25 protein-coding genes and 1 tRNA gene are annotated in these 24,203 nt (G+C 71.9%); 19 read left to right on the top strand and 7 right to left on the bottom strand.

Features of this window, described 5'->3' with window-relative positions:
* On the bottom strand, positions 1 to 2,171 hold a 2,171-nt coding region (locus tag ACIWQI_RS14850), incomplete at its 3' end, for an MMPL family transporter (RefSeq protein WP_396658571.1).
* Between the two features lie 134 nt (positions 2,172 to 2,305).
* On the opposite strand from ACIWQI_RS14850, the gene ACIWQI_RS14845 reads away from it, so the two are divergent.
* A complete protein-coding gene (locus tag ACIWQI_RS14845) occupies positions 2,306 to 2,938 on the top strand; it encodes a TetR family transcriptional regulator (RefSeq protein WP_396658569.1) in 633 nt (210 codons plus the stop codon).
* On the opposite strand, the gene ACIWQI_RS14840 is transcribed toward ACIWQI_RS14845, so the two are convergent.
* Positions 2,922 to 3,929 (bottom strand): o-succinylbenzoate synthase, encoded by a 1,008-nt coding sequence (locus ACIWQI_RS14840; protein WP_396658567.1) that lies wholly within the window; start codon positions 3,927 to 3,929, stop codon positions 2,922 to 2,924. The two genes, ACIWQI_RS14845 and ACIWQI_RS14840, sit on opposite strands and share 17 nt — an antisense overlap.
* Before the next feature lie 127 nt (positions 3,930 to 4,056).
* Between ACIWQI_RS14840 and ACIWQI_RS14835 the strand changes: the two genes are divergently transcribed.
* The 3 genes from ACIWQI_RS14835 to ACIWQI_RS14825 are packed head-to-tail and all read left to right on the top strand — an operon-like array spanning position 4,057 to position 6,253.
* A complete protein-coding gene (locus ACIWQI_RS14835) occupies positions 4,057 to 4,395 on the top strand; it encodes a PadR family transcriptional regulator (protein WP_396658566.1) in 339 nt (112 codons plus the stop codon).
* Position 4,396: 1 nt separating this feature from the next.
* A complete protein-coding gene (locus ACIWQI_RS14830) occupies positions 4,397 to 5,353 on the top strand; it encodes a permease prefix domain 1-containing protein (RefSeq protein WP_396658564.1) in 957 nt (318 codons plus the stop codon).
* 9 nt (positions 5,354 to 5,362) lie between these two features.
* Positions 5,363 to 6,253 (top strand): 1,4-dihydroxy-2-naphthoyl-CoA synthase, encoded by an 891-nt coding sequence (locus ACIWQI_RS14825; protein ID WP_396658562.1) that lies wholly within the window; start codon positions 5,363 to 5,365, stop codon positions 6,251 to 6,253.
* A gap of 3 nt (positions 6,254 to 6,256) precedes the next feature.
* Here ACIWQI_RS14825 and ACIWQI_RS14820 read toward each other — a convergent pair whose 3' ends face one another.
* Positions 6,257 to 7,654, bottom strand: a complete 1,398-nt coding sequence (locus tag ACIWQI_RS14820) for a DUF222 domain-containing protein (RefSeq protein WP_396658561.1) — start codon at positions 7,652 to 7,654, stop codon at positions 6,257 to 6,259.
* Between the two features lie 140 nt (positions 7,655 to 7,794).
* Between ACIWQI_RS14820 and ACIWQI_RS14815 the strand changes: the two genes are divergently transcribed.
* On the top strand, positions 7,795 to 8,772 hold the full coding sequence (locus ACIWQI_RS14815; protein WP_396658559.1) for a 1,4-dihydroxy-2-naphthoate polyprenyltransferase: 978 nt from the start codon (positions 7,795 to 7,797) through the stop codon (positions 8,770 to 8,772).
* 2 nt (positions 8,773 to 8,774) lie between these two features.
* Here ACIWQI_RS14815 and ACIWQI_RS14810 read toward each other — a convergent pair whose 3' ends face one another.
* Positions 8,775 to 9,044 carry a DUF4229 domain-containing protein gene (locus ACIWQI_RS14810; protein WP_396658558.1) on the bottom strand — a complete coding sequence of 90 codons (270 nt, stop codon included), beginning with the start codon at positions 9,042 to 9,044 and terminating at the stop codon, positions 8,775 to 8,777.
* 104 nt (positions 9,045 to 9,148) lie between these two features.
* Here ACIWQI_RS14810 and ACIWQI_RS14805 point away from each other — a divergent pair, with 104 nt between their 5' ends.
* Genes ACIWQI_RS14805 through ACIWQI_RS14795 form a run of 3 tightly spaced genes read left to right on the top strand, consistent with a single transcriptional unit; the run spans position 9,149 to position 12,163 of the window.
* The gene (locus tag ACIWQI_RS14805; RefSeq protein ID WP_396658557.1) at positions 9,149 to 9,550 is read left to right on the top strand and encodes a PLD nuclease N-terminal domain-containing protein; all 402 of its coding nucleotides are present in this window, start codon (positions 9,149 to 9,151) and stop codon (positions 9,548 to 9,550) included.
* Positions 9,551 to 9,561: 11 nt separating this feature from the next.
* Positions 9,562 to 11,268, top strand: a complete 1,707-nt coding sequence (gene menD / locus ACIWQI_RS14800; RefSeq protein ID WP_396658555.1) for a 2-succinyl-5-enolpyruvyl-6-hydroxy-3-cyclohexene-1-carboxylic-acid synthase — start codon at positions 9,562 to 9,564, stop codon at positions 11,266 to 11,268.
* Positions 11,269 to 11,287: 19 nt separating this feature from the next.
* Positions 11,288 to 12,163 carry a polyphosphate kinase 2 family protein gene (locus ACIWQI_RS14795; protein ID WP_396658554.1) on the top strand — a complete coding sequence of 292 codons (876 nt, stop codon included), beginning with the start codon at positions 11,288 to 11,290 and terminating at the stop codon, positions 12,161 to 12,163.
* Positions 12,164 to 12,185: 22 nt separating this feature from the next.
* Here the strand turns inward: ACIWQI_RS14795 and ACIWQI_RS14790 are convergent, their stop codons facing one another.
* Positions 12,186 to 13,475: an isochorismate synthase MenF gene (locus tag ACIWQI_RS14790; RefSeq protein ID WP_396658552.1), complete on the bottom strand. Its 1,290-nt coding sequence runs from the start codon at positions 13,473 to 13,475 to the stop codon at positions 12,186 to 12,188.
* 22 nt (positions 13,476 to 13,497) lie between these two features.
* Here ACIWQI_RS14790 and ACIWQI_RS14785 point away from each other — a divergent pair, with 22 nt between their 5' ends.
* The 6 genes from ACIWQI_RS14785 to ACIWQI_RS14760 all read left to right on the top strand — a co-directional run bounded on the left by ACIWQI_RS14785 (position 13,498) and on the right by ACIWQI_RS14760 (position 19,266).
* Positions 13,498 to 14,091 carry a hypothetical protein gene (locus tag ACIWQI_RS14785; protein ID WP_396658551.1) on the top strand — a complete coding sequence of 198 codons (594 nt, stop codon included), beginning with the start codon at positions 13,498 to 13,500 and terminating at the stop codon, positions 14,089 to 14,091.
* Positions 14,088 to 14,834: a demethylmenaquinone methyltransferase gene (locus ACIWQI_RS14780; protein WP_396658549.1), complete on the top strand. Its 747-nt coding sequence runs from the start codon at positions 14,088 to 14,090 to the stop codon at positions 14,832 to 14,834. The genes ACIWQI_RS14785 and ACIWQI_RS14780 overlap by 4 nt, the downstream gene beginning before the upstream one ends.
* A 9-nt stretch (positions 14,835 to 14,843) precedes the next feature.
* Complete coding sequence (locus tag ACIWQI_RS14775; protein ID WP_396658547.1) at positions 14,844 to 15,899, top strand: polyprenyl synthetase family protein; 1,056 nt, start codon at positions 14,844 to 14,846, stop codon at positions 15,897 to 15,899.
* Between the two features lie 26 nt (positions 15,900 to 15,925).
* The gene (locus ACIWQI_RS14770; protein ID WP_396658545.1) at positions 15,926 to 17,299 is read left to right on the top strand and encodes an FAD-dependent oxidoreductase; all 1,374 of its coding nucleotides are present in this window, start codon (positions 15,926 to 15,928) and stop codon (positions 17,297 to 17,299) included.
* Between the two features lie 222 nt (positions 17,300 to 17,521).
* The gene (locus tag ACIWQI_RS14765) at positions 17,522 to 18,508 is read left to right on the top strand and encodes an alpha/beta hydrolase (protein ID WP_396658544.1); all 987 of its coding nucleotides are present in this window, start codon (positions 17,522 to 17,524) and stop codon (positions 18,506 to 18,508) included.
* A complete protein-coding gene (locus ACIWQI_RS14760) occupies positions 18,508 to 19,266 on the top strand; it encodes a hypothetical protein (RefSeq protein WP_396658542.1) in 759 nt (252 codons plus the stop codon). Before ACIWQI_RS14765 ends, ACIWQI_RS14760 begins: the two co-directional genes overlap by 1 nt.
* A 9-nt stretch (positions 19,267 to 19,275) precedes the next feature.
* On the opposite strand, the gene ACIWQI_RS14755 is transcribed toward ACIWQI_RS14760, so the two are convergent.
* Both ACIWQI_RS14755 and ACIWQI_RS14750 read right to left on the bottom strand, forming a co-directional pair.
* Positions 19,276 to 20,586: a ClC family H(+)/Cl(-) exchange transporter gene (locus ACIWQI_RS14755; protein WP_396658540.1), complete on the bottom strand. Its 1,311-nt coding sequence runs from the start codon at positions 20,584 to 20,586 to the stop codon at positions 19,276 to 19,278.
* A gap of 45 nt (positions 20,587 to 20,631) precedes the next feature.
* Positions 20,632 to 21,120 carry a YajQ family cyclic di-GMP-binding protein gene (locus ACIWQI_RS14750; RefSeq protein WP_396658539.1) on the bottom strand — a complete coding sequence of 163 codons (489 nt, stop codon included), beginning with the start codon at positions 21,118 to 21,120 and terminating at the stop codon, positions 20,632 to 20,634.
* A 153-nt stretch (positions 21,121 to 21,273) separates the two neighbouring features.
* On the opposite strand from ACIWQI_RS14750, the gene ACIWQI_RS14745 reads away from it, so the two are divergent.
* From ACIWQI_RS14745 to ACIWQI_RS14725, 5 genes are all read left to right on the top strand, one after another.
* The gene (locus ACIWQI_RS14745; RefSeq protein WP_396658537.1) at positions 21,274 to 21,537 is read left to right on the top strand and encodes a hypothetical protein; all 264 of its coding nucleotides are present in this window, start codon (positions 21,274 to 21,276) and stop codon (positions 21,535 to 21,537) included.
* Positions 21,538 to 21,630: 93 nt separating this feature from the next.
* Complete coding sequence (locus ACIWQI_RS14740; RefSeq protein WP_396658535.1) at positions 21,631 to 22,554, top strand: bile acid:sodium symporter family protein; 924 nt, start codon at positions 21,631 to 21,633, stop codon at positions 22,552 to 22,554.
* A 1-nt stretch (position 22,555) separates the two neighbouring features.
* Positions 22,556 to 23,041: an FBP domain-containing protein gene (locus tag ACIWQI_RS14735; RefSeq protein WP_396658534.1), complete on the top strand. Its 486-nt coding sequence runs from the start codon at positions 22,556 to 22,558 to the stop codon at positions 23,039 to 23,041.
* Positions 23,038 to 23,940 carry a PfkB family carbohydrate kinase gene (locus ACIWQI_RS14730; RefSeq protein ID WP_396658532.1) on the top strand — a complete coding sequence of 301 codons (903 nt, stop codon included), beginning with the start codon at positions 23,038 to 23,040 and terminating at the stop codon, positions 23,938 to 23,940. The genes ACIWQI_RS14735 and ACIWQI_RS14730 overlap by 4 nt, the downstream gene beginning before the upstream one ends.
* Before the next feature lie 79 nt (positions 23,941 to 24,019).
* Positions 24,020 to 24,101 (top strand) — tRNA-Tyr (locus ACIWQI_RS14725).
* The last annotated feature ends 102 nt before the right edge of the window (positions 24,102 to 24,203 follow it).

Below are 24,203 nucleotides of genomic sequence, written 5' to 3'. Positions count from 1 at the left end.
GCCTCGCCCTCGATGTCGAAGTGGGGGAGGATGCGGTCGAGCCAGCGCGGCATCCACCACGCCTTCTCGCCCAGCAGCGTCATCACGGCGGGAGTCAGGGTCATGCGCACGAGGAACGCGTCGACGGCGATGCCGACGGCCAGGCCCAGGGCGATCGGCTTGATGGAGGAGTCGCCCTCGGGCACGAAGGCGGCGAAGACGGCGAACATGATGACGGCGGCGGCGGTGACCACGCGCGCGGATGCCGTGAAGCCGCTGCGCACGGCGGCGATCGCCGTGGCCCGGTCGGCACGCCCGCGGCGGGCGCGGCGGGCGTGCACGTAGTCCTCTCGCATGCGGGAGACCAGGAACACTTCGTAATCCATCGCGAGCCCGAACAGGACGCCCATGAGGATGATCGGCATGAAGCTGATCACCGGGCCGGTGCGGGTGACGTGCAGGAGGTCGGACAGCCAGCCCCACTCGTAGACGGCGGCGACCACGCCGAACGCGGCGAAGATCGACAGCAGGTAGCCGAGCGTCGCCTTCAGCGGCACCCAGATCGAGCGGAACACGATCATCAGCAGGAGGAACGACAGTCCGACCACGAACAGCCCGAACGGCAGCAGTGCCGCCCCCAGCCGGTCCGAGATGTCGATGCCGACCGCGGTGAAGCCGGTCACCTTCAAGTCGACGCCGTACTCGTCCAGCAGCCGGTCGTGCTGGGCGCGCAGCGTGCGCACGAGCTCGGCGGTGGCGGCGTCGTCGGGGGCGGTCTCGGGCGTGATCTGGATGAGGCCGGTGTCGATCGCCTCGTTGGGGGTCGCCAGGCCCACCTCCTTCACCCCCGGGATCTTCTCGATCTCGGCCTTGAGGTCGGCCATGAGCCCGAGCGGATCGTCGGAGGTGACGATGGTGCCCGTCATGATGAGCGGGCCGTTCGCACCCGGACCGAAGTGCTCGGCGGTGAGGTCGTAGGCCTGGCGCGCCTCGCTGGCGATCGGCTGCACGCCGGCGTTGGGAAGCGCCAGGCGCAGGCTCGCAGCGGGGATCGCGACGACGGCGAGACCGACCACGACGGCGACGGTCGTGAGGACAGGATGCCGGGTGACCAGCATGACCCATCTGTTGTGCTTCCCGCCCAGCCGCACACCGCGGCCCAGGCGCCGCCGCCAGCCGGCGACGCGGTGCTTCGCGAACCCCAGCAGCGCCGGGGTGAGGGTGACGGCCACGAGCACGGCGATCGCGACCGCGACGGCGGCGGCGATGCCCATTGTGGTCAGGAACGGGATGCCGGCGAAGCTCAGGCCGATGAGGGCGATGAGCACCGTGACCCCGGCGAAGACCACGGCCGACCCTGCGGTGCCGGTGGCGCGGGCCGTGGACTGCTCTGGGTCCATGCCGGCGCGCACCTGGTCCTGGTGCCGCGCGACGATGAACAGGGCGTAGTCGATGCCGACGGCGAGCCCGAGCATGAGGGCGAGCATCGGCGTCACCGATGAGATCGGCGACACCACGGTCGACAGGAAGATCAGGGCGATGGCGAGACCGACGCCGATGAGCGCGCTCGCCAGCGGGAACCACGCCACGACGAACGACCGGAAGGTGGCGATCAGGACGAACAGCGCGATGAGCACACCGACGGCCTCGACGGGGGAGAGCGCGGGCATCGAGGTCGAGAACAGGTCGCCGCCGAGCGCCACCTGCGCGTCGGGGACCGCGTCGCTCAGGCCGTCGGCGACAGCCGACAGGGCGCTCTTGGTCTCGTCGGTGACCTCGGTGGACTGGCCGTCGAACTGGACCCGCACGATCGCGGCACGCTCGTCGTCGGAGACGACGCCGCTGACCTGATCGTCGAACGGATCGGTCACCGCGAGGATGCCGTCGACGGCTCCGAACCCGGTGACCGCGTCGTCGATGGCCTCGCGATAGCGACCCTCGGCGACCGTCGCACCCTCCGGCGCGACGACGACCACCTGCGCGCTCGTGCCGCTGGCCTGCGGGAAGGTGCGCTCGAGCAGGGCGATGCCTTCCTGGGCCTCGGTGCCGGGGATCGAGAACGCGTTGTCGGTGCCCTTCATGAACACGACGGCGCCGCCGCCGGCGATCGCCAGGAGCAGCAGCCAGCCGACGAGGACGCGCCACGGGTGCCGATACGACCAGCGGCCGAGACTGTAGAGAAGTGTGGACACGGTGCCCCCGTGGAGAATGCGGACGAACGATACACCGATGTATCCGATACAACAGTGTATCGTAGGGGAGTGTCGAGGCTTCAACCCGAGAGCTTCGTGTGAGAATCGCCCCACGACCGCAGAGAGGAGCGAGCGTGACCGACACCACGATGACGCCGCCGGCCGTGCGCGGCCGCGAGCGCACGCGCGCCCTGCTGCTCGAGGCGGCGAGCGAGGTGTTCGCCGAGGTCGGGCTGGACGCCGCATCCGTCGAGGCCATCTGCGAGCGCGCCGGCTTCACGCGCGGCGCCTTCTACTCGAACTTCGAGTCGAAGGAAGAGCTCATGCTCGCCCTCACGACCCAGATCGCCGAGCAGAAGATGGCGCTCGTGACCCAGCGGGCCCGCGAGCTTCAGGAGGCGGGGGTGCAGCTGGCGCCGTCCGAGCTCGTCGAGCGGATGCTGGATGTCGCGATCGACCGGCGCGCCGGCATCCTGCTCACCAGTGAGATCCGCACCCGCGCGCTGCGGGATCCGCGCCTGGCTGAGACGTACCTCGCCTGGCAGGCCGGCATCGTGGAGCGGATCGGCGTCGTGGTCGCCGAGCTCGGTCGTGTCTACGGGCTCAAGCCCCGGATCCCCGAGCCCGAGTTCGCGCGCGTGATCATGCAGACCTGGGAGGACACGGCCGCCACCGCCCACATGGAGGGCCTGGACTTCGCCGCGATGTGCGCGCTGGTCAACGAGCGCACCGGGCGCCTGGCCGCCGCGCTCATCGACCCGGCCTGAGCCCTCCGTCGCGCTCGAGCAGCGCGTGGCAGCGTGCGAGCCGGTCGAGCCACCACGAACGACGGTCTGCGGACGCGGCGAGTTCGTCCAGGCGCGCGGGATCGGGCGTGACGCGGGTGACCGGAAGCATCCCCGCCCGGGGGGCGAGCGGCGGATCGGCGACGTCGGCGGTGAACAGCGAGGCGGTGCCCAGTCCGCAGTCGTGCTCGAGCTCCGGCAGCGCGGCGGCGAGGGCCACGCCCATCGCCAGCCCCACACTCGTGTCGAGGGCGCTGGAGACCACGGCGGGCAGTCCCGCCTGCCGCACGATCCTCAGAGCGCGGCCGACTCCGCCGAGGGGCTGCGCCTTGACGACGAGCACATCGGCGGCCCCGGACCGGGCGACCGCGAGCGGGTCGGCTGCCTTGCGGACGCTCTCGTCTGCCGCGATCGGGATCCCCATGTGCTTCACGCGCCGACGCAGCTCGGCGAGCTCCGCGACGCTCTCGCACGGCTGCTCGACGTACTCGAGATCGAACTGTGCGAGGGCGTGCACCGCGCGCTCGGCCTCGTCGACGTTCCAGCCTCCGTTGGCGTCGATGCGCACGCGGCCCTCCGGGCCGAGCACGTCCCGCACCGCGCGCACGCGGGCCACATCGTCGGCGAGCACCTGGCCCCGCTGCGCGGTCTTGACCTTGGCCGTGCGGCAGCCGTCGTAGCGGGCCAGCACGCCCGGCACCTCCGCGGCTGCGACCGCGGGCACGGTCGCGTTCACCGGCACCTGGTCGCGCAGCGGCGCCGGCGGCGCGTTCCACCCGAAGTCGATCGCCGCGGCGAGCCAGGTGGCGGCCTCGGCGTCGTCGTACTCGGCGAACGGGGAGAACTCGCTCCAGCCTCGCGGCCCTTCGAACAGCAGCGCCTCGCGCACGTCCACTCCCCGGAATCGCGTGGCCAGGGGCAGCGCCACGACACGTGCGGTGGCGGTCAGATCAGCGAGCGGGGGCGGCTTCACGCCCCCATCCTTGCGCACGTCCCGGGGCGCCGTCCCGGGGCGAGGACTTCTCTCCCCGGCCGATCTCCTTCCGGAGACATCGATGTGCCCTTGACGATAGTGTGTGACACACAGTAATGTGATCCGCGTGAGCGAAGACGAGATCCTCGAGACCCATCTGCAGGAGCTGCGGCGCGGCACCGTGGTGCTTGCCTGCCTGCGCCTGCTCGTGACACCCGGCTACGGGTACGGCCTCCTCGAGGAGCTCGACGGGCGCGGGTTCGCGACCGACGCCAACACGCTCTATCCCCTCCTCCGCCGGCTGGAGAAGCAGGGGTTCCTCACCAGCGAGTGGAACACAGACGAGGCCCGGCCCCGCAAGTTCTATCGCACGTCGGCCGCAGGCATCCGTCTCGCCGACTCCCTGACCCGAGACTGGCTCGCGCTCACCCGCGCGATCGCCGACCTGACCGATCCGGAGACCTGACATGACCCGCACCAGCCTGACCGAGCGATACATCGCCGCCACGATCCGCAGCCTGCCGCCGGACGCGCAGGCAGACGTCCGCGCCGAGCTGCAGGCATCCATCGACGACGCCGTCGAGGCGCGCGTCGACCAGGGCGAAGGGCGAGAGGATGCCGAGCGCGACGTTCTGAACGGGCTCGGCGATCCGGCGGCCCTCGCCGCCGGCTACACCGATCGCCCCCTGCACCTGATCGGGCCGCGCTACTTCCTCACCTGGTGGCGGCTGCTCAAGCTGCTGCTCCTCATCGTGCCGGCGTGCGCCGCCCTCGGTGTCGCCATCGGCCAGGCGGTCGCCGAGGCGTCGCCGGGCGAGATCGTCGGCCAGGCCGTCAGCGTCGCCCTGGCGGCCATCGTGCATCTCTCGTTCTGGGTCACGCTGGTGTTCGCGATCCTGGAGCGCACGACCGGCGGCAACCCGATGCCGGCCTGGAACGTCGACCACCTGCCCGAGCCGCAGGCCAAGGGGGCCGGGCTCTCGGAGCTGGTCGGCTCGCTCGTGTTCCTCGGGCTCGCTGCGGCGGCCATCGTGTGGGATCACTTCCGCGGGTTCGCCTTTGCGGGCGACCAGTGGATGTCGGTGCTCGACCCGCGCATGTGGCCGTGGGCCGTCACCGCCCTGTTCGTCCTCATGGCCGCCGAGGCGGCGCTGGCGATCGCGGTCTACGCCTACGGTCGCTGGACGCGGTGGTTCGCCGTCGCGAACACCGTCCTCGCCGTCCTCACCGCAGGACTGCTGCTGAGTCTGCTCGCCCGTGGCGAGCTCGTGAATCCCGCGTTCCTCGAGGCGGTGTTCCTGGACAACGGCGTGGGGCAGGAGGTGCTTCGCATCCTGGCCGTGCTCATGGCGTTCGGCATCGCGGCCATCGCGGTGTGGGACGTCATCGACGGCTGGCTGAAGGCTCGCCGCGGCCGTCGATAGGCTCGGAGCATGACGGTCTCCGAGCTGTTCGACCCCGCTGAGTGGGATGCCGTGGGGGAGTACACCGACATCACCGCGCACCTGTCGAAGGACGGGCGCATCGCCCGCATCGCGTTCGATCGGCCCGAGGTGCGCAACGCGTTCCGCCCGCACACGGTCGACGAGCTGTATCGCGCGCTCGACGCCGCGCGGCAGGACCCGAGGGTCGGAGTCATCCTGCTCACCGGCAACGGGCCGAGCCCGAAGGACGGCGGATGGGCGTTCTGCTCGGGCGGCGACCAGCGCATCCGTGGGCGCGACGGGTACAAGTACTCCGAGACGGACGTCGTCACCGATCCCGCCCGTGCGGGCCGGCTCCACATCCTCGAGGTGCAGCGGCTGATCCGGTTCATGCCGAAGGTCGTCATCGCGGTGGTGCCCGGGTGGGCCGCCGGCGGCGGGCACTCGCTGCACGTCGTCTGCGACCTCACGATCGCCTCGGCGGAGCACGGCCGGTTCAAGCAGACGGATGCGGATGTCGGATCCTTCGACGCGGGCTACGGCTCGGCGTACTTCGCGCGGCAGATCGGCCAGAAGTTCGCCCGGGAGGTGTTCTTCCTTGCCGAGGAGTACTCGGCGCAGCGCGCGTACGAGATGGGCGCGGTCAACCGGGTCGTGCCGCACGCCGACCTCGAGCGGGAGGCGCTCGCGATGGCCCGCACGATCCTGACCAAGTCGCCCACGGCCATCCGCATGCTGAAGTTCGCCTTCAACGCCGTCGACGACGGCATGGTCGGCCAGCAGGTGTTCGCCGGCGAGGCGACCCGCCTCGCCTACGGCACGGATGAGGCGGTCGAGGGGCGGGATGCCTTCCTCGAGAAGCGCGATCCGGACTGGTCGCCCTTCCCCTGGCACTTCTGACGCTCACGCCCTGCGGGCCCCGAGCGCCATACTCTGCCGGTCGGCGCTCGTGTCGTCGGGGATGAACCGCACGGTCGGTGGTGCCCGGTCTGGGTAGGCGCGGCCGGTGGGGCTGGTCCAGACCATGACGCCGTCGTCACGCTGTTCGACGGTCCAGTGGGTGTGGTGTTTGAGGGTGTGGTGGTAGCGGCACAGGTGCGCGAGGTTGCACGGGGTGGTCGCCCCGCCGTGGGCGTGGTCGATGGTGTGGTCGACGTCGCACCGCCAGACGGGCATCCGGCAGCCGGGGAACCGGCAGTGCTCGTCCCGCGCCTGCAGGTGCCGGCGTTGCGCTTCGGTGGGGAATCGGCGGTCGGTGGCGACCACGCCCCCGGTGACCGGGTCGGTCAGCACCCGCTCCCACAGGGATGCGGCCCCGGCGAGGTGCCGGGCGGTGCCCGCATCGACCGGGCACCGCCCGGCCAGGGTCGCCGGGGTGCGGGACTCCTCCCCGATGAGGGTCAGCATCGGGATGGTGATCTGCACGATCCCGCGCAGCGCACCCAGCCCGTTCCCCCCGTCCCGGTCCGCGGCTTCTGCGGTGGGGTGTCCGGTCAGCAGCAGATCGGCGAACAGGTCCGCCCGCAGCTGATCCGATGTGCGCGGCTGCGGTGACGTCTCGTCCGCGGGAATGGTGCGTGCCATCTGGGTGAGCCGGTCGTGGATCCCGAACGCCAACGCCGCGGGCAGGTAGGCGGTCACCGTCCCCATCCCGTCGTCTCCGGCGCGCACCTCCACCCGCCGGTCCGCCCGGGCGGTCTGGTGCCGTTCGGCCAACGGGACGGGGTGGAGCTGTTCCGCGATCGCTTTGGCGTGCGCCCGCAACCTTCCGGTCGTGGTCGGCCCGGCCGCCACATCCAGCACCAGCGACTCGTACTCGGCCCGTGCCGCCGCGTCGTCCAGCCCGCGCCCTTCGTCGACGATCACCGTCGCCTGGGCGCGGGAGACCCGGCCCGCCGCGAACACGTCATAGGTGGACGGGAACCGGTTCCGCAGATCCTGGGCGTCCGCCATCTGCCCGGCGATCGTCCGATCCGACATCCCGGCCGCGCAGGCCAGTTCCGCCGCCATCGACCGCACCTGCAGATCCGGGGTCGCCCCGTGACTCCCGTCCGCCAGCGCGTAATCGAGGGACTCGGCCAGCACGCGCTGCTTGACCGCTTCCCACCGGGCGACCTGGGCCACCGCGTGCTCCCACTGCGATACCAGATGCTCCCGGTGCAGCAGATCGGCTTCCAGCACCGGGGTCGGGACCGTCAGGGACTCGACCGTGTCCGGCTCGACCCACGCCTCCGCGCGGGCCGCCCGCTCCGCCCACAGCACCGCCGCAACCTCCGCGGGAAGAGCAGCGACCTCGGACATAGCACCATTGTGACAGTGGCCTCAGACATTGCTTCGATAGCATAGGCGGGATGTGGTCCATCTTATGAGTACATGTGCACGATGCGCCTTCGCGGCCCCTCGACAAGCTCGGGGAGCGGCATGGCAATAGGATTCGGTGCGTGGCAGGAACCCCGAGGAAGCATCGCAAGCGTCACACCGTCACGCACAAGCCGCGCGGCGATCCGCACAAGCCCCACGTGTCAGGCGACCCGCGCGTCGCCGCGAAGGCGACCTTCGGCGACTGGGTCGGCGCCGCGCGCCTGCGCACGCTTCCGCTCGCGATCACGCCGGTGCTGATCGGCACCGGCGCCGCCCATCTCGTCGACCGGAAGCTGCACTGGGTGCTCGCGCTCGCGTGCCTGGTCGTCGCGATGTCGCTGCAGATCGGCGTCAACTACGCCAACGACTACAGCGACGGCATCCGCGGCACCGACGACCACCGCGCCGGCCCCGCCCGCCTCACCGGCTCGCGCCGCGCGCAGCCGCGCGCCGTGCTCACCGTGGCCCTCGTCTTCTTCGCGATCGCCGCCGCGGTCGGGATCGCCGTGGTCATCCGCACCCAGCAGTGGTGGATGCTGATCGTCGGCGCCGCCTGCATCGTCGCCGCGTGGTTCTACACCGGCGGCAGGCGTCCCTACGGCTACCACGCTCTGGGCGAGGTCTTCGTGTTCGTCTTCTTCGGCCTGGTGGCCACCCTCGGCACCACCTGGGTGCAGGTGCAGCACCTGCCGCAGGAGGCCTGGTTCGGGGCGGTGGGCGCGGGGCTGCTCGCCTGCGCGGTGCTCCTGGCGAACAATCTGCGCGACATCCCGCAGGACCGCGCGGCCGGCAAGCGCACGCTGTCCGTGCTCATCGGGAAGACCGCCTCCCAGGTGCTGTTCACCCTCTTCGTGCTCGCCGCGTTCCTCATCGCGTGCTTCATCGCACTGTTCTATCCGATCGCCTGGCTGACGCTGCTGGCCCTGCTCGCCGGCCTGCCGGCGATCGTCATCGTCTGGTTCTACCGCGATCCTCGTGAGCTGGTGACGGCCCTCGCGCTCACGTCGCTCACCTCGGTGGCGTACGGCGCGTTCCTGTTCTGGGCGTTCGTGGGCTGAGTTCAGCGGTCGTCGTCGACCGCGGCGTCCTCGGCCTCCTCGTCGACGGTCGCGGCCCGGCGCCGCTCGCGGCGGGCGGCGAGATCGCTCGTCACCTCGTCCAGCGGACGACGCAGGAACAGCAGCGAGAGGCTCAGTCCGATGAGTGCGGCGAAGAGCGCGGCGAGCCAGTACAGGTCGCGGAAGATCGGGAACAGCATGAGGATGCCGAAGGGCACCAGGAAGGCCAGGATCCGCAGCACGGAGTACACGACGGCGGACTTGACGTTCACCCCGACAGTCTAATCGGCGAGGCGGGTGCCCTCCCGGCTGTGGGGTGTCTCACAGTTCTGTCAAGACCCGAGCCGCCACGCGGCGGCCAGCCTAGGATGGAGGCGTGGCACGGCTGCTTTTCATCCTGGTCCCAGTGGCGATCGCCTTCTGGGTCTACAGCATCGTGGACTGCGCGATGCAGCCGCCGACGCGCCACCGCGGAGTCTCCAAGCCGGCCTGGCTGGTGATCACCATCCTGCTTCCGGTCCTCGGCGGCATCCTCTGGTTCCTGATCGGCCGCGGCCGGGGCTCGACCACGGCGCCGGTGCGCGCCCCGGACGACGACCCTGCGTTCCTGCGGGGCCTGGGCAGCCAGAGCGAGCAGGACGAGCGGATCCGCCGGCTGGAGGAAGAGCTCGCACAGCTCGACGCAGAGGACGACGACCCGCGCTGGAAGCGCCACGAACGGCACAGCGGCGACACCGACGGCGACGACCTGCGCGGGCAGCGCGGCGCCCTGGGCTGACCTCAGCCGACGTGGAAGAGCCCGCGCGCGCCGACGCCTCGCCGGCGACGGACGCAGCCGCCGCACTCCTGGACCAGCTCGCCCGGCGCGGGGTGCGCGATCTCGTCCTGAGCCCCGGCTCGCGCTCGCAGTCGCTTGCCCTCGTGGCGGCGGCGCTCGAGGCGGCGGGCCGCGTCCGCCTGCACGTGCGCATCGACGAGCGCGTCGCCGGCTTCACGGCGCTCGGGATCGCCCGCGAGACCGCGACGCCGGCCGCCGTGATCTGCACCTCCGGCACCGCGGCGGCGAACCTGCTTCCGGCGGCGCTCGAGGCGCACCACTCGGGCGTCCCCCTGCTGCTGCTGACCGCCGATCGTCCGCCCGAGCTGCGCGGGGTCGGCGCCAACCAGACCACCCGCCAGCCGGGCATCTTCGGATCGAGCGTGCGGTTCGAGCAGGACGTCCCGACGCCGGAGGAGCTGGATGCCGCGGGCACCGGCCCGCAGACGCTCCGCATGCGGCGGCTCGCCGCCGACGCGTACGCCGCGGCCACCGCCGCGCGCAGGGCGGGGCCGGTGCATCTCAATCTGCCGTTCCGCGAGCCGCTGGCCGGGACGCTGCCGGCATGGCTCGCCGACGCCGCCGACGTCGTCCTCGACGACCCGGCTGTCCCCGCCGAGCCGGCGCCGCTCGTGCTCGAGCGCGGGCCGCGCACCGTCGTCGTCGCGGGCGCCGACGCCGGCGCCGCGGCCGAGGCCCTCGCGTACGAGGGCGGCTGGCCGCTCATTGCTGAGATCGTCAGCGGCGCCCGATTCGGCCGTCACGCGGTCCGCTCATATCGCACCCTGCTGCGCGACGCCGCCCTGGGCGGTCGCGTCGAGCGCGCGGTCGTCTTCGGGCATCCCACCCTCTCCCGCGAGCTGGTGGGCCTGCTGTCGCGTCGTGATGTCGAGGTCGTCGCCGTGCGCGGACCCGGCGAGCCGCTCGGCCTCAACGGCGCCACGGTCGCCGCCGACGCGGTCGCTGTGGCCCCCGGCGACGCCGACCGCGAGTGGCTCGGGGCGTGGCTGCGCGCCGGGCAGGAGGCATCCATCGATCTCGACCCACCGGCCCCGGATCTGGAGGGCCTGTCCTCGACGGTGCCGCATGACCGGCTCGAGGCCGTCGCCGCAGAGCTGGCGGCGGTGCGTGCGCCGCTCGACCGGGCCGGCCTCGTCGACGCGGTGTGGCGGGCGACCTGGCCGCACGACCGGCTCGTGTTCGGCTCGTCCCGGCTCGTGCGCGTCGCCGACGAGGTGCTCGCGGGCAAGAAGGTGACCGTGCACGCCAACCGCGGGCTCGCCGGCATCGACGGCACGATCGCGACCGCCATGGGCATCGCCCTGAGCAGCCAGGCCGGCGGTCGCCCCGGCGTCACGCGCGTGCTGCTGGGAGACCTCGCGCTGCTCCACGACGTGGGCGCGCTGTACCTTCCGCCCGAGGAGGACGAGCCGCGCATCCAGGTGATCGTCGGCAACGACGGCGGCGGCACGATCTTCGACACGCTCGAGGTCGCGCAGCTGGCCGCCCGGAACGAGTTCGACCGCGTGCTCTACACGCCGCACACAGTGCGGATCGAGCAGCTGGCGACCGCGTACGGCTGGGAGTACACGCGGGTGACCTCGCGTGCGGCCCTCGACCAGGTGCTCGTCGCGCCGGTCGGCGGACGTCAGCTGATAGAGGTGCCCTTGGGGCGTTGAACAGGCCAAGATGGGGAGCATGACCGCGAAGAGCCAGAAGCACTGGTCCGGCGACGTCCGGGCACTCCTGCGCGTCGGGAAGGGGTTCCGGCTGTCGAAGGTCGATCCCGCCGCCACGCCGGCGTACGGGCGCAGCAAGAAGCACGCCGCCGACGACCTCATCGCCGGCTCCGACGAGCTGGATGAGCTGCAGGAGCGGCTCTACGCGCAGAGCCGCATGCCCGCCGACGAGGGTCAGGAGCCCCCCTCGGTCCTGCTCGTGCTGCAGGCGATGGACACGGCCGGAAAGGGCGGGATCATCCGGCACGTCGTCGGGTCGGTGGACCCGCAGGGCGTGGAGCTCGCGGCGTTCAAGAAGCCCACGCCCGAAGAGCTCGAGCACGACTTCCTCTGGCGCATCGAGAAGCGCCTGCCCGCGCCGGGCATGATCGGGGTGTTCGACCGGTCGCACTACGAGGACGTGCTGATCGGGCGCGTGCGCGAACTCGCCCCGGCAGACGAGATCGAGCGGCGCTACGGCGCGATCAACGACTTCGAGAAGAAGCTCACCGACAGCGGCACGCGCATCGTCAAGGTCATGCTGCACATCTCGCCCGACGAGCAGAAGGCGCGGCTCATGGAGCGGCTCGAGCGCCCCGACAAGCACTGGAAGTACAACCCCGGCGACGTGGACGAGCGCGAGCTGTGGCCGGCGTACATGGACGCCTATCAGACCGTCTTCGAGCGCACCTCGACCGACTGGGCCCCGTGGTACGTGGTGCCGGCGAACCGCAAGTGGTACGCGCGCCTGGCCGTGCAGCACCTGCTCCTGAACACCCTGGAGGAGCTCGACCCGCAGTGGCCGCCGGCAGACTACGACGTCGCCGCCGAGAAGGAGCGCCTGGCCGCGACCTGAGCGCGCGGGTCCGCGCGGGCGCTCACGCCAGCGCGTCGACGATCGGCCGGAACTTCACCCGCGTCTCGAGCAGCTCGGCCTCGGGGTCGCTGCCGGCGACGATCCCGGCGCCGGCATGCGCGGTGACCGGGATCGTCTCGTCGCCGGCGGCGGGGCGGCCGGTCGGCGGCGCGCCGAACTGCGCGCAGCGCAGGGCGATCGCCCACTCGCCGTCGCCGTGGGCGTCGATCCAGCCGACCGGTCCCGCGTAGCGGCCGCGGTCGAACGGCTCGAGCCGCCCGATGACCTCCAGCGCGGCGGCGGTGGGCGTCCCCGCCACGGCCGCGGTCGGATGCACGGCCGCGACCAGATCGAGGGCCGAGGCGCCGTTGCCGAGCTCAGCCTCGACGTCGGTGGCGAGATGCCACAGGTTCGGGAGCTTCAGGGTGAAGGGCTGCTCGGCCGCCGCGATCGCGGTGCTCAGCGGGCGCAGCGCCGACAGCACGCTCTGGACCGCGTACTGGTGTTCGTCGAGGTCCTTCGCGCTCGTGGCGAGGGAGAGGGATGCCGCGGCGTCGCCGTCCGCGTCCGCTCCCCGCGGCGCGGTTCCGGCGAGCACCCGGGCGGTCGCGGTGCCGCCGTGCACAGTGACCAGCGTCTCCGGGCTCGCGCCGATGATGCCGTCGACGGCATACGTCCAGGTGTCCGGGTAGCCGGTGCTCAGCGACCGGGCGAGGCGCCGCAGGTCGGCGCCGGCGGGCACCGAGCCGACGAGATCGCGCGCCAGCACGACCTTGCCCACCTCGCCGGCGGCGATCGCGGCGAGGCCTCGGCGCACGGCATCCTGATACCCGTCCGGGTCGAGCGCGCCCGGACCGAGCGTTCCCGACCAGTACGGGCCAAACGCGATCGGCTCGACCGCCGCCTCGGGCAGGTCGGCCCCTTCCGTGCGGACGCGGGTGATCCAGGAGCGGCCGCCACGACGGCCGACGACGGCCTGCGGCACGACGATGCGGCTCGACCAGACCGACCGCTCGTCGAAGACGAGCGCGCCGAAGCCCACGAGACCGGTGCCCGGCAGGCGGAGCGGGTCGTCGATCTCGGCCGTCGCCACCAGGGTGCGCCAGGCCTCGGCCAGCGAGCCGCCCGGCCCGGAGCCGCGCGGAATGTCCTGCCCGCCGTGCGTGATCGCGGTGACCTCGGCGCCCACGCCCACGATGCCGTCACCGCGGCGCAGCCACGCCAGGGGCCGGTCGGGAGCGGTGTACGGCAGCAGGTCGTCGATCGGGTCGACCTCCCGGGTCTCCACGAGCAGACGGGGGGATCGGGTCACCCCTCCAGCCTAGACTTGGCGGGTGACCGCCCTGCCCCGCCCCGCGCCCGGAACCCGGCTCGTCTTCCGGTGGCGCAAGTGGGACGGCTCGCCGCACTGGCAGCACGAATGCCTGTACCTCGGGTCGGACGAGCACGGCGACTGGTTCGGGCAGCCGGCCGGCTGGCCGAGTTCGCGGCCGGGCCGCGAGATCCTGCCCACCGAGCCGTGCGTGACGCTGGTCCCGCCCAGCGGCGACTACACCTTCACGCACAACGCACCGCCTCATCGCACATCCGTGTACATCGACCTCGCGTGGGACGTCGGGTTCGCCGCGGACGGGATGCCCGTCGGCATCGACATGGACCTCGACGTGGTGCGCCGAGAGCCCGCCGAGCCGTATGTCGACCGCGAGGGCGTGCGGCGCATGCCCGGCGAGGCCTACATCGAAGACCGCGACGAGTGGGACGAGCACCGCGTCGCGATGGGCTACCCGGTCGAGATCGTCGCACGGCTCGAGGACCGCGCGGCCGACCTGCTGCAGCGGGTGCGCGCCGCCGAGGCGCCGTTCGACGGACCCACCGCCGATCGGTGGCTCGAGCGCCTCGCCCGCCTGCAGCCCGGGGAGGGCGCGTGACAGAGCCCAACCGCGCCGACCTCGGCAAGGACCCGCAGCGCGTCAGCGGCATGTTCGACCAGGTGGCACGCCGGTACGACCTGACCAATGACGTGCTGAGCCTGGGCAACGACCGCCTGTGGCGGGTCGCCACTCGTCGCGCCATCGCCCCTCGGGCCGGTGAGCGGATCCTCGATCTCGCCGCCGGCACCGGCGCGAGCAGCGCCGCGCTCGCCGGCAGCGGCGCCGAGATCGTGGCGGCCGACTTCTCTCCGGGCATGATCGCCGAGGGGCGCCGCCGGTACGGCCCCGAGGCGGCGGGCGGAGGCATCCCGAATCTCTCCTTCGTCGAGGCCGACGCCACCGACCTGCCGTTCGCCGACGACGAGTTCGACGCCGTCACCATGTCGTTCGGCCTGCGCAACGTCAACGAGCCGAAGAAGGGGCTCGCCGAGCTGCTGCGGGTGACCAGGCCCGGCGGACGAGTCGTCATCTGCGAGTTCTCGCATCCGCCGTCGCCGGTGTTCGGCGGCCTCTACCGGTTCTACAACCGCCGGGTCCTGCCCGCGGTCGCGCGGGTGATCAGCTCGAACGCCGACGCGTACGAGTACCTGAACGAATCGATCGCCGACTGGCCGGATCAGCCGACCCTCGCCGCCTGGCTGCGCGAGGCCGGATGGGTGGATGTCGCCTACCGGAACCTGTCGCTCGGCATCGTCGCCCTCCACCGCGGCCGTAAGGCTGCCGCCAGGCTCGCTGGGTAGGCTGTCAGGGTGACTTCCAGCCGCTCCGCACCGCGCCTGGCGAGCCGTCTCGGGCTGACCGAGCGCGTGTTCGCCGGGGCGCGCTCGCGCGAGCTGATGCGCACCGTGGAGGCAGGGCTCGCCCTCGTCGAGGCCAAGCTCGCCGCCGAGCTCTCGTTCGCGGACGGACTGGCCGACACGACCTCGCGCTACCTGTACGAGGCGGGCGGCAAGCGTGTGCGCCCCATGCTCGTGCTGCTGACCGCCCAGCTGGGCGAGGGCACCGGAGACGAGGTCATCGAGGCCGCCACGGCCCTCGAGCTCACCCACCTCGGATCGCTGTACCACGACGACGTCATGGACGACGCCGACGTGCGCCGCGGCGTGCCCAGCGCGCACGCGGTGTGGGGCAACAACGTCGCCATCCTCACCGGCGACCTGCTCTTCTCGCGGGCCAGCCAGCTGATGGCCCGCCGCGGCGAGCGGGCGATGCGCCTGCAGGCCGACACCTTCGAGCGCCTCGTGCTCGGCCAGCTGCACGAGACGGTGGGGCCGCAGGCCGGCGACGACCCGGTCGCGTTCTATCTGCAGGTCCTGGCCGACAAGACCGGTTCGCTCATCTCGGCGGCGGCCGAGGCGGGCATCGTCTTCGCCAACGGTCCCGAGGAGTACGTCCCGGCGATGGTGGCGTTCGGCGAGCGGGCGGGCATCGCCTTCCAGCTGCTCGACGACGTGATCGACCTGTCGCCCGACCCGGACCAGACCGGGAAGGTGCCCGGCACCGACCTGCGGGCCGGGGTGCCCACCATGCCGTACCTGCTGCTCGGGCAGCGCGATGACGCCGGGTCCGCCGACCTGCGCCGACGCATCGACGACGGCGTCGCGCGCGTGGCCGAGGACGCAGACCCGGCTCTGCTGGACGGTCCGCTGGCCGAGCTGCGTGAGCACGAGGCGACGGATGCCACGCGGCGGCTGGCCAGGGACTGGTCGCTGCAGGCCATCGCCGCCCTGGATCCGCTGCCGGACGGCGCGGTGCGCGAGGCCCTCACGCGGTTCGCGCAGGCGGTCGCGGATCGGTCGAGCTGACGGATCACCCAGACGAAGAGGAGCACATGACCAAGCTCAGGCTTGCCATCGTCGGCGCAGGACCGGCGGGGATCTATGCCGCCGACATCCTGCTGAAGGCGGAGCGCCGCTTCGCGGTGTCGATCGACCTGTTCGAGCAGCTGCCGGCGCCGTACGGTCTCGTCCGCTACGGCGTCGCGCCCGACCACCCGCGCATCAAGGGGATCATCACCGCGCTGCGCGACGTCCTCGACCGCGGCGACATCCGGGTCTTCGGAAACGTCCACTACGGCACCGACATCACCCTCGACGACTTGAAGCGCCACTACAACGCCGTGATCTTCGCGACCGGCGCGGTCCGCGACTCCAGCCTCGACATCCCGGGCAGCGACGCGGAGGGCTCGTTCGGCGCGGCCGATTTCGTGAGCTGGTACGACGGGCACCCCGACGTGCCCCGCACCTGGCCGCTGACCGCGCAGTCGGTCGCCGTGATCGGCAACGGCAACGTCGCACTCGACGTGGCGCGGATGCTCTCCAAGCATCCCGAGGATCTGCTGCCCACCGATGTCCCGCAGAACGTCCACGACGCGCTCGCGGCCAGCCCCGTGACCGACGTGCACATCTTCGGCCGGCGCGGGCCCGCGAACGTGAAGTTCACGCCCCTCGAGCTGCGCGAGCTCGGCGAGATGCGCGATGTCGACATGGTGGTCTACGACGAGGACTTCGACTACGACCAGGCCTCGCTCGACGCCATCGCCTCGAACAAGCAGGTGATGGTGATCGACCGCGTGCTGCAGTCGTGGCGCAAGCGCCCGACCGCCAACGACGCGCCGGGCGAGGCATCCCGCCGTCTGCACCTGCACTTCTACGCGAGGCCCCACGAGATCGTCGCCGACGAGGAGGGCCGTGTCGCCGCGTTCCGCTGGGAGCGCACCCGGCCGGACGGCGCGGGCGGCGTCGTCGGCACCGGCGAGATCCGCGAGCTCCCCGTGCAGGCGGTGTACCGGGCCGTCGGCTACTTCGGCTCGCCGCTGCCGGGGGTCCCCTTTGACAAGCGGCACGGCGTCATCCCGAACCGCGAGGGCAAGGTGCTCGCGAAGAGCTCGAACGAGCGCGTGCCGGGCGTGTACGCGACCGGCTGGATCAAGCGCGGCCCGGTCGGGCTGATCGGACACACCAAGTCCGACGCCATGGAGACCGTCCGCCACCTGATCAACGACCAGGGCACCTGGTGGCAGCCGGAGGACCCTTCGGAGGAGGCGATTCCGGCGCTGCTCGCCTCGCGCGGCGTGCGCTGGACCGACCTCGACGGCTGGCACCGCCTCGACGCGCACGAGATCGCCCTGGGCGAGCCGCACGGCCGGGCCCGCATCAAGGTGGTGCCCCGCGAAGAGATGGTCGACATCTCCCGCGACGAGTGACCCACCGTCCCCGCAGCGCCACGCTCTTCGGCGGGGCGGGTAACCTGTCCGCACAACCGCGGGCACAACTGCGGGCATGATGGGGGACACGCCGGCCCGCGGCATCCATCCTCGGGGTGTCGTCACTTGTGCCCGCGGTCATGCCCGCCGTTGTGCGATAGGCGGTGTGGGCGCGATGGTCCTCGGCCGGGGCGGAACGCTCGGCCTGCCTAGGATGAGGGCGTGGACAGGTGGGTGCCCGACATCCTGGGGGAGGGGTTCGAACAGCTGACCCTGCCCCTCGGCGAGGACCATGAGGGGCCCGTCGCCGCGACGCTCGTGCGCCGGCTGCCGCGCCGTCTGCACCTCGCGCCGCCGCCTCTCGAGGACGTCGACGTGCTGTACGTGCACGGCTGGTCGGACTACTTCTTCAACCGCCGCTTCGCCCGCTTCTGGACCGACCGCGGCGCGCGGTTCCACGCCCTCGACCTGCGCAAGTACGGACGCAGCCTGCGCGACGGACAGACGCCCGGGTACATCTCCGACCTGAGCGAGTACGACGCCGACATCGGCGCGGCGATGGAGGCGATGGGAAGGGATGCCGACGGCACCGGCCCGCGCCGGCTCGTCCTGGTCGGACACTCCACCGGTGGGCTCATCCTGTCGCTGTGGGCAGACCGGCACCCGGGCGCGGCAGCGGCGGTCGTGCTGAACAGCCCGTGGCTGGAATTCCAGCTCACCGCGATCACCCGCGCGGCGATCGCACCGGTGCTCGAGCTGCACTCCCGGCTGCGCCCCTTCGACAACTGGCCCCAGGTCGACTTCGGGTACTACGCCAGGGCGCAGGCCGAGGTGGCCGACCCGGCCGACCCCATGGACATCGTCGCCGAGTGGCGGCCCGAGCGCTCGATGGTGGTCCACGTCGGCTGGATCCATGCGATCGTCGCCGGCCACACCCGCGTCGCGGCGGGCCTGGCGATCGATGCGCCGGTCTGCGTGCTGCTGTCGACGCGCACGGTCGTCCCGACGAAGTGGAGCGAGGCCCTCACCAGCGCCGACACGGTGCTCGTGGTCGACGACATCGCCCGGTCGTCGCTCAAGCTCGGCCCGTCGGTGACCGTCGAGCGCATCGACGGCGCGCTCCACGACGTGTTCCTGTCCCGCCGCGAGGCCCGCGAGCTCGCCTACGCGCGGCTGGGCCGCTGGGTGGATGCGATGATCGGGGTCTGATGGACGATGAGCTGGAGCGCCTGCGCGCCCGCGCCTACGGCCCGGACGCCGACATCTCCGACGACCCCGCCGCGATGCGGCGTCTGGCCGAGCTCGAGGCTCAGCGGCGCGAGGCCCCGACGGCGGGCGCCGCAGATGGCGCGTCTGCCGACGCGGCCACGGGATCGGGCGATCGGGAGGATGCCGCTGGGGAGTCCGCCCCGCAGGAGTCTGCTGTCGCGGAGTCAGCCCCGGCGCGGGCGGATGCTGCGCGGCCGCCGAGCCGGATCGCCCGGTGGCTGCCGGCCCTCTGGGCCCTCTCGCTCCTGGTGGTCGCCGCGGTCGCGGCGGCGATGACGTTCACGACGACGGCCGGCCTGCTGCAGGCCGTGCCCCAGGGCGATGCGCGGCAGATCGCGACGGTCGAGCTGGGGTCGAACATCCTCGCGCCCAGGTACCTCGGACTCGAGCAGCGCGCCGACTCGCGGGGCCACCGCGACTGGTACGGTCTGACGATCCTCGTGGTGCGCGGCACCTGGTACGGCGACACCGAGGACGAGTGCCTCGTGATCATGCGACGGGCCGACGTCGATCCGAACGCGGAGTCCCTCTCCGGGCCGGTGTTCACCGGGTGCTCGGCCGGGGGCCTGCCGGCGATGCTGCAGCTGCGGGTAAACAGCGCGATGCCCGACGAGCTGCTCGAGCAGTTTCCGGCCGGTACGGGTCTGCGGTTCGTGCTCGACGGTTCCCGCGTCGGCGTCTTCGTCGCGAACGAGTGACTCGCCCGCTCAGGTCGGCGGTGGCGGCGTCGTGGGGTGCGAGCGCAGGAAGGCCTCGCGCAGGCTGTCGTAGACCGGCGGCGACTTCACCAGCATCGCCGTCACGACCGCGGCGCCGGCGGCCAGCAGCATCGGCACCGTCACGGTGGTGACGGCGGTCATCTCGATGATGAGCGCGATGCCCGTCAGGGGTGCGCGCACCGACGCGGCGAACAGCGCCGACATCCCCACGATCGCCATCGCGATGAGGAAGTCGGTGTCCAGCTGCGGGGCGAGCAGCTGCACGAGCTGACCGAAGGCCGTGCCCGCGAGCGCGCCGAGGGCCAGCATCGGCGCGAACAGCCCGCCCGGCGTGCCTGCGGCGTACGAGATGGGGCCGACGACGAAGCGCACCGCGAAGTAGAGCACGAGCAGCGGCAGGGCGAAGCTGCGGCCCGCGAGCAGGAGCTGCGCGACGGCGTCGCCTCCGCCGACCATGAGCGGATCGGCGTAGAGGAGGATGCCGATGAGCCCGCCCAACGCGCCCGCGCGCACCGGCGTCGGCACCCGCGACATCCGCCCGTGCACCGCCACGAGCCGAAGGACGAGCCAGTTGTAAAGGGCACCGGCGAGCCCGATGACGACCCCGAAGACCAGGAACATCGGAAGCGTGTACAGCGGCGGGTCGGGCACGTGGCCGACCGCGAAGTCGGGGTGGTCGCCGAGCACGATGCGCGAGCACACGATCGCGGCCGCGACCCCGAACACCGTCGGCACGATGAGGCGGAAGCGCGCTGTCTTGGCCACCTCCTCGAGCACGAAGACCGCTCCGCCGACCGGCGCGTTGAACGCGACGGCCAGTCCGGCTCCCGACATCGAGGTGTGCAGTCCCCGCACGTCGTCGTCCTGCAGCCGCGCGATGCGTGCCGCGGAGGCGCCGAGGGCGGCGCCCATGTGCACCGTCGGCCCTTCCCGCCCGAGCACCATGCCCGATCCGATGGAGGCGAGGCCCCCGAAGAAGCGCACCGGGATGACCGAGGGCGGGGGCAGCGGCAGTCGGCCGCCGTGAACGGCCTCGACGTCCTGGATGCCGCTGCCGGCCGAGCGCGGCGAGAACAGCACGAGCGCCGCGGCGAACGCGGCCCCCGCAACCCCGAAGGCGATCATCAGAATCCAGCCGAACGGAACCGTGTGCGCCCACGTCGCCAAGGCGTCACGGACGATGACGGCCTGCACGAGCAGCCAGCGGAAGACGCCCCCGATGAAGCCGATGGCCACTCCGGCGGCGATCGCGAGCAGGCCGAGCACATACAGCGGGGCGGGTCGCGGCCGGGACCACATGCCCCACACTCTATTCAGGCGACGCCCGCCGGCGTCACCCTCATGTCAGCGGTAGTTGACGAACTGGAGGTCGACGTCGAGGTCGGCGGCCTTCAGCATCCGCTGCACCTCCTGGAGGTCGTCGCGCGACTTCGACTGCACCCGCAGCTCGTCGCCCTGGATCTGCGCCTTCACCGACCGGGGGCCCTCGTCGCGGATGAGCTTGGAGATCTTCTTCGCATTCTCCTGCGAGATGCCGTTCTTCAGCGTCGAGGTGATGCGGTACTCCTTGCCGCTGGCGACCGGGTCGCCGGACTCGAGCGACTTGAGCGAGATGCCCCGCTTGATGAGCTTGGACTGGAAGACGTCGAGCACCGCCTTCGCGCGCTCCTCGGTGCCGGCCTTGATGAGGATCGCCTCGCCGCTCCACTCGATGGACGCGCCGGTGCCCTTGAAGTCGTAGCGCTGCTCCACCTCCTTGCGGGCCTGGTTCAGCGCGTTGTCGGCCTCTTGCTGGTCCACCTTGGAGACGATGTCGAAACTCGAGTCAGCCATGCGGGCGAGTCTACGCGAGCCGCCGTCACGCCGACCTTCCGACCAGACGCGCGGTCCGCACTGCGTCCGGTGCGCGGTTGCTGCGGCACGGGGAGCGGCCTATGGTCTCGTCGACGGCGAGTGGAGGGCACCGTGAACGCAGATTGGGTGGACGTGAGGGGCGCGCCGTCCGTCGAGGCTGTGCAGCAGGCGATCGCGGCTGTGCCCGTGCCCACGGGCTCGGTCCTGGTGGACTCGCTCGAACCCCTGCACCCCGGCCTGATCGTCGTCTTCGTCTACAGTCGCGCCGACCACCCCACGGGGCAGCGCGCGCTCTCGCGCGCCCTCTACGAGCACCTGGTCGCGACGACGACGTGGGACGTGGAGGTGACGGACGGGGAGACGGATGCCGTGGTCGCGGCCCGCCGCACGACCTGACCCTCCGTCCTCCCCGCCCGGTCACCGCCTGCAAGCGGTTGCACGAACCTGACATGCTGTGCGCGAGGGCCGAGGATCGGGCACACTGTCTGGATGGGATCAGCGTTGACCACCATCGGATTGCCCGTCGCCCTCGGCATCATCATGTTCGGGCTGGGGCTGAGCCTCACCCTCCGCGACTTCGCCCGCGTGGCCAAGCAGCCCAAGGCGGTCGTGATCGCCCTGGCCTGTCAGCTCATCGTGCTGCCGGTGATCTGCTTCGGCCTGGTCGTGCTGTTCCGGCTGCCCCCGATCCTGGCGGTGGGCATGATGATGCTCGCCGCCTCGCCCGGCGGCACCACCGCGAACCTCTACAGTCACCTGTTCCGCGGCGACATCGCGTTGAACATCTCGCTGACCGCGGTGAACTCGGTGATCGCCGTCTTCACGCTGCCGCTGATCACGAACCTCGCCATCGCCTACTTCGACCCCTTCGACGGGGCCCTGGGCATGCAGTGGGCCAAGACCCTCGAGGTGTTCGCGATCGTGCTCCTCCCGGTGGCCCTCGGGATGCTCGTGCGCCACTTCTGGCCGGGCTTCGCCAAGCGCATGGACAAGCCGGTGCGCATCGTCTCGGTGATCGTGCTCGTCGTGGTGATCGGCGGCGCGGTGGCCTCGAACTGGCAGCTGCTGATCGACAACTTCGGGCGCCTGGCCGCCATCACGATCCTGTTCTGCCTCATCAGCCTCGCCGTCGGGTACTGGGTGCCGCGCCTGTTCCGCGTGGGCAGGCGGCAGGCGGTCGCCTCGTCGTTCGAGATCGGCATCCACAACGCCACCCTGGCGATCGTGATCGCGCAGACGGTGATGGGCTCTGTCGAGCTCAGCCTCCCGGCGGCGGTGTACGGCGTGCTCATGTTCTTCGTCGCATTCGCGTTCGGGTTCGTCATCCGCGGTAAGGCCGGAGTCGAAGAGAGGGAGGAGGACGGGGATGCTGCGCCCGACGCCGAGCCGGAGGCATCCGCGTCCCGCGCCTGAGATGAGGCCGCTCACCGAACAGGACGTGCTGGCGTCGTTCGTCAACGCCGGCCCCGACGAGCTGCGGCTCGTGGAGCTGCCGCACGACTTCCCGCTGGTGGACTGGGACCACCTCGACTTCTTCGCGTGGCGCAACCCGCACACGCGCGGGCGGGGCTATCTCATCGCCGAGCACGACGGGGCGCCCGCCGGCGTCGTGCTGCGCGCCGCCGAAGGCTCGTCGCAGGCACGCTCGGCGATGTGCAACATCTGCCACACCATGCAGCCGGGCGAGCAGGTGGCGCTGTTCACCGCGCGACGCGCCGGCCGCGCCGGTGAGCGCGGCGGCAGCATCGGCACCTACATCTGCGCCGACCTGTCGTGCCATGAGAACGTGCGGCTGGCGGCCCCGCTCGCGCCGTCCGAGATGCGCGCCGATGTCGACCGCCGCATCGACGGGGCGCGCCGGCGCAGCGAGGCGTTCGTCGCCGAGGTGCTGGCCGGGTGACGCGGGTCGTCGTCATCGGCGACGCGCTCATCGACGAGCTGCGCGACGAGCGGGGAGTGCGCGAGCTCATCGGCGGGGCAGCGCTGAACGTCGCCGTCGGGCTGGTCCGGCTGGGGGTGCCCGCGACCCTCATCGCCATGGTCGGCGACGACGAGGCCGGCGCGCACATCCGCGCGTACCTGCGCGACTACGGGGTGGAGCTGCGCGCGACGCCGGCGCCGGTCACTGCGCGTGCCGTGAGCGTGCGCTCGGGCGCAGAGCCGACCTACGCCTTCAGCGACGCGGCGCGGGCGCGGCGGGTGCGGTTCGGCGACGCCGAGCGCGCGGCCATCGCGGCCGCGCCCCTGACCGTGGTGAGCGGATTCCCCTTCGATGACCGAGATCAGAGCGAGCAGCTCGCCGACGCGGTCTCGGGGCGCCGACTGGCGATCGACCCGAACCCGCGCGCCGGGCTGCTGCAGGATGCGGAGGCGTTCGTGCGCGGCTTCGAGCTGCTTGCAGCAGGCGCCGAGCTGGTGAAGGTGAGCGACGAGGACGCGACGCTGCTGTACGGGTCGCCGCTGGACGCGCTGCGCACGCGCCTCATCGGCGTCGGCGCGCGGGCGGTGCTCGCGACAGCGGGTGCGCAGGGCGCCGTGCTGGAATGCGGCCCGGTCGTCGTCTCCCGGCCGGCGTCGCCGATGCCCGGGCGGGTCGTCGACACCATGGGGGCGGGGGATGCCGCGCTCGCCGCCGCGGTGGCGGTGCTCGTGTCGGGGCCGCCGGCCGATGAGGCCGGATGGGCGGCGCTGCTGCAGTCGGCGATGGATGTCGCGGCGGCGACGTGCCGCTTCGAAGGCGGGCTGCTGAGGCATCCCTCATCCTTGGCGGGAGACGACTTCGATCGCATCGGCACCTGATTTTCGAGCGCGTGTCACACAGAGTAAGCTTGTGACTCGCGCCTCCGGTCGTCTGCACAAGTCGGGTGGATGCGCACCTGGCGAGTTACCCAAGCGGCCAAAGGGATCTGACTGTAAATCAGACGGCTCAGCCTACGGGGGTTCGAATCCCTCACTCGCCACTGACCGAATGAGGGCTCCGCGCAGCGGGGCCCTCGTTCGGTCTCTGGAGCGGAGCGGGATTCGAACAGCGCGCGGAGCGCGCGAGTTCGATGGGCCCACCG

This window comes from Microbacterium sp. (genome assembly GCF_044508325.1).
Lineage (GTDB): Bacteria > Actinomycetota > Actinomycetes > Actinomycetales > Microbacteriaceae > Microbacterium.
Note: the sequence above shows the minus strand (reverse complement) of the source record. Positions and strands in the feature narration are given on the sequence as shown.

Coding starts and splice junctions, on each gene's coding strand:
- ACIWQI_RS14830 (WP_396658564.1), top strand. CDS start 4,397: ATGACCCGCACCAGCCTGACCGAGCGATACATCGCCGCCACGATCCGC.
- ACIWQI_RS14825 (WP_396658562.1), top strand. CDS start 5,363: ATGACGGTCTCCGAGCTGTTCGACCCCGCTGAGTGGGATGCCGTGGGG.
- ACIWQI_RS14820 (WP_396658561.1), bottom strand. CDS start 7,654: ATGTCCGAGGTCGCTGCTCTTCCCGCGGAGGTTGCGGCGGTGCTGTGG.
- ACIWQI_RS14795 (WP_396658554.1), top strand. CDS start 11,288: ATGACCGCGAAGAGCCAGAAGCACTGGTCCGGCGACGTCCGGGCACTC.
- ACIWQI_RS14770 (WP_396658545.1), top strand. CDS start 15,926: ATGACCAAGCTCAGGCTTGCCATCGTCGGCGCAGGACCGGCGGGGATC.
- ACIWQI_RS14760 (WP_396658542.1), top strand. CDS start 18,508: ATGGACGATGAGCTGGAGCGCCTGCGCGCCCGCGCCTACGGCCCGGAC.
- ACIWQI_RS14755 (WP_396658540.1), bottom strand. CDS start 20,586: ATGTGGTCCCGGCCGCGACCCGCCCCGCTGTATGTGCTCGGCCTGCTC.
- ACIWQI_RS14750 (WP_396658539.1), bottom strand. CDS start 21,120: ATGGCTGACTCGAGTTTCGACATCGTCTCCAAGGTGGACCAGCAAGAG.
- ACIWQI_RS14740 (WP_396658535.1), top strand. CDS start 21,631: ATGGGATCAGCGTTGACCACCATCGGATTGCCCGTCGCCCTCGGCATC.
- ACIWQI_RS14735 (WP_396658534.1), top strand. CDS start 22,556: ATGAGGCCGCTCACCGAACAGGACGTGCTGGCGTCGTTCGTCAACGCC.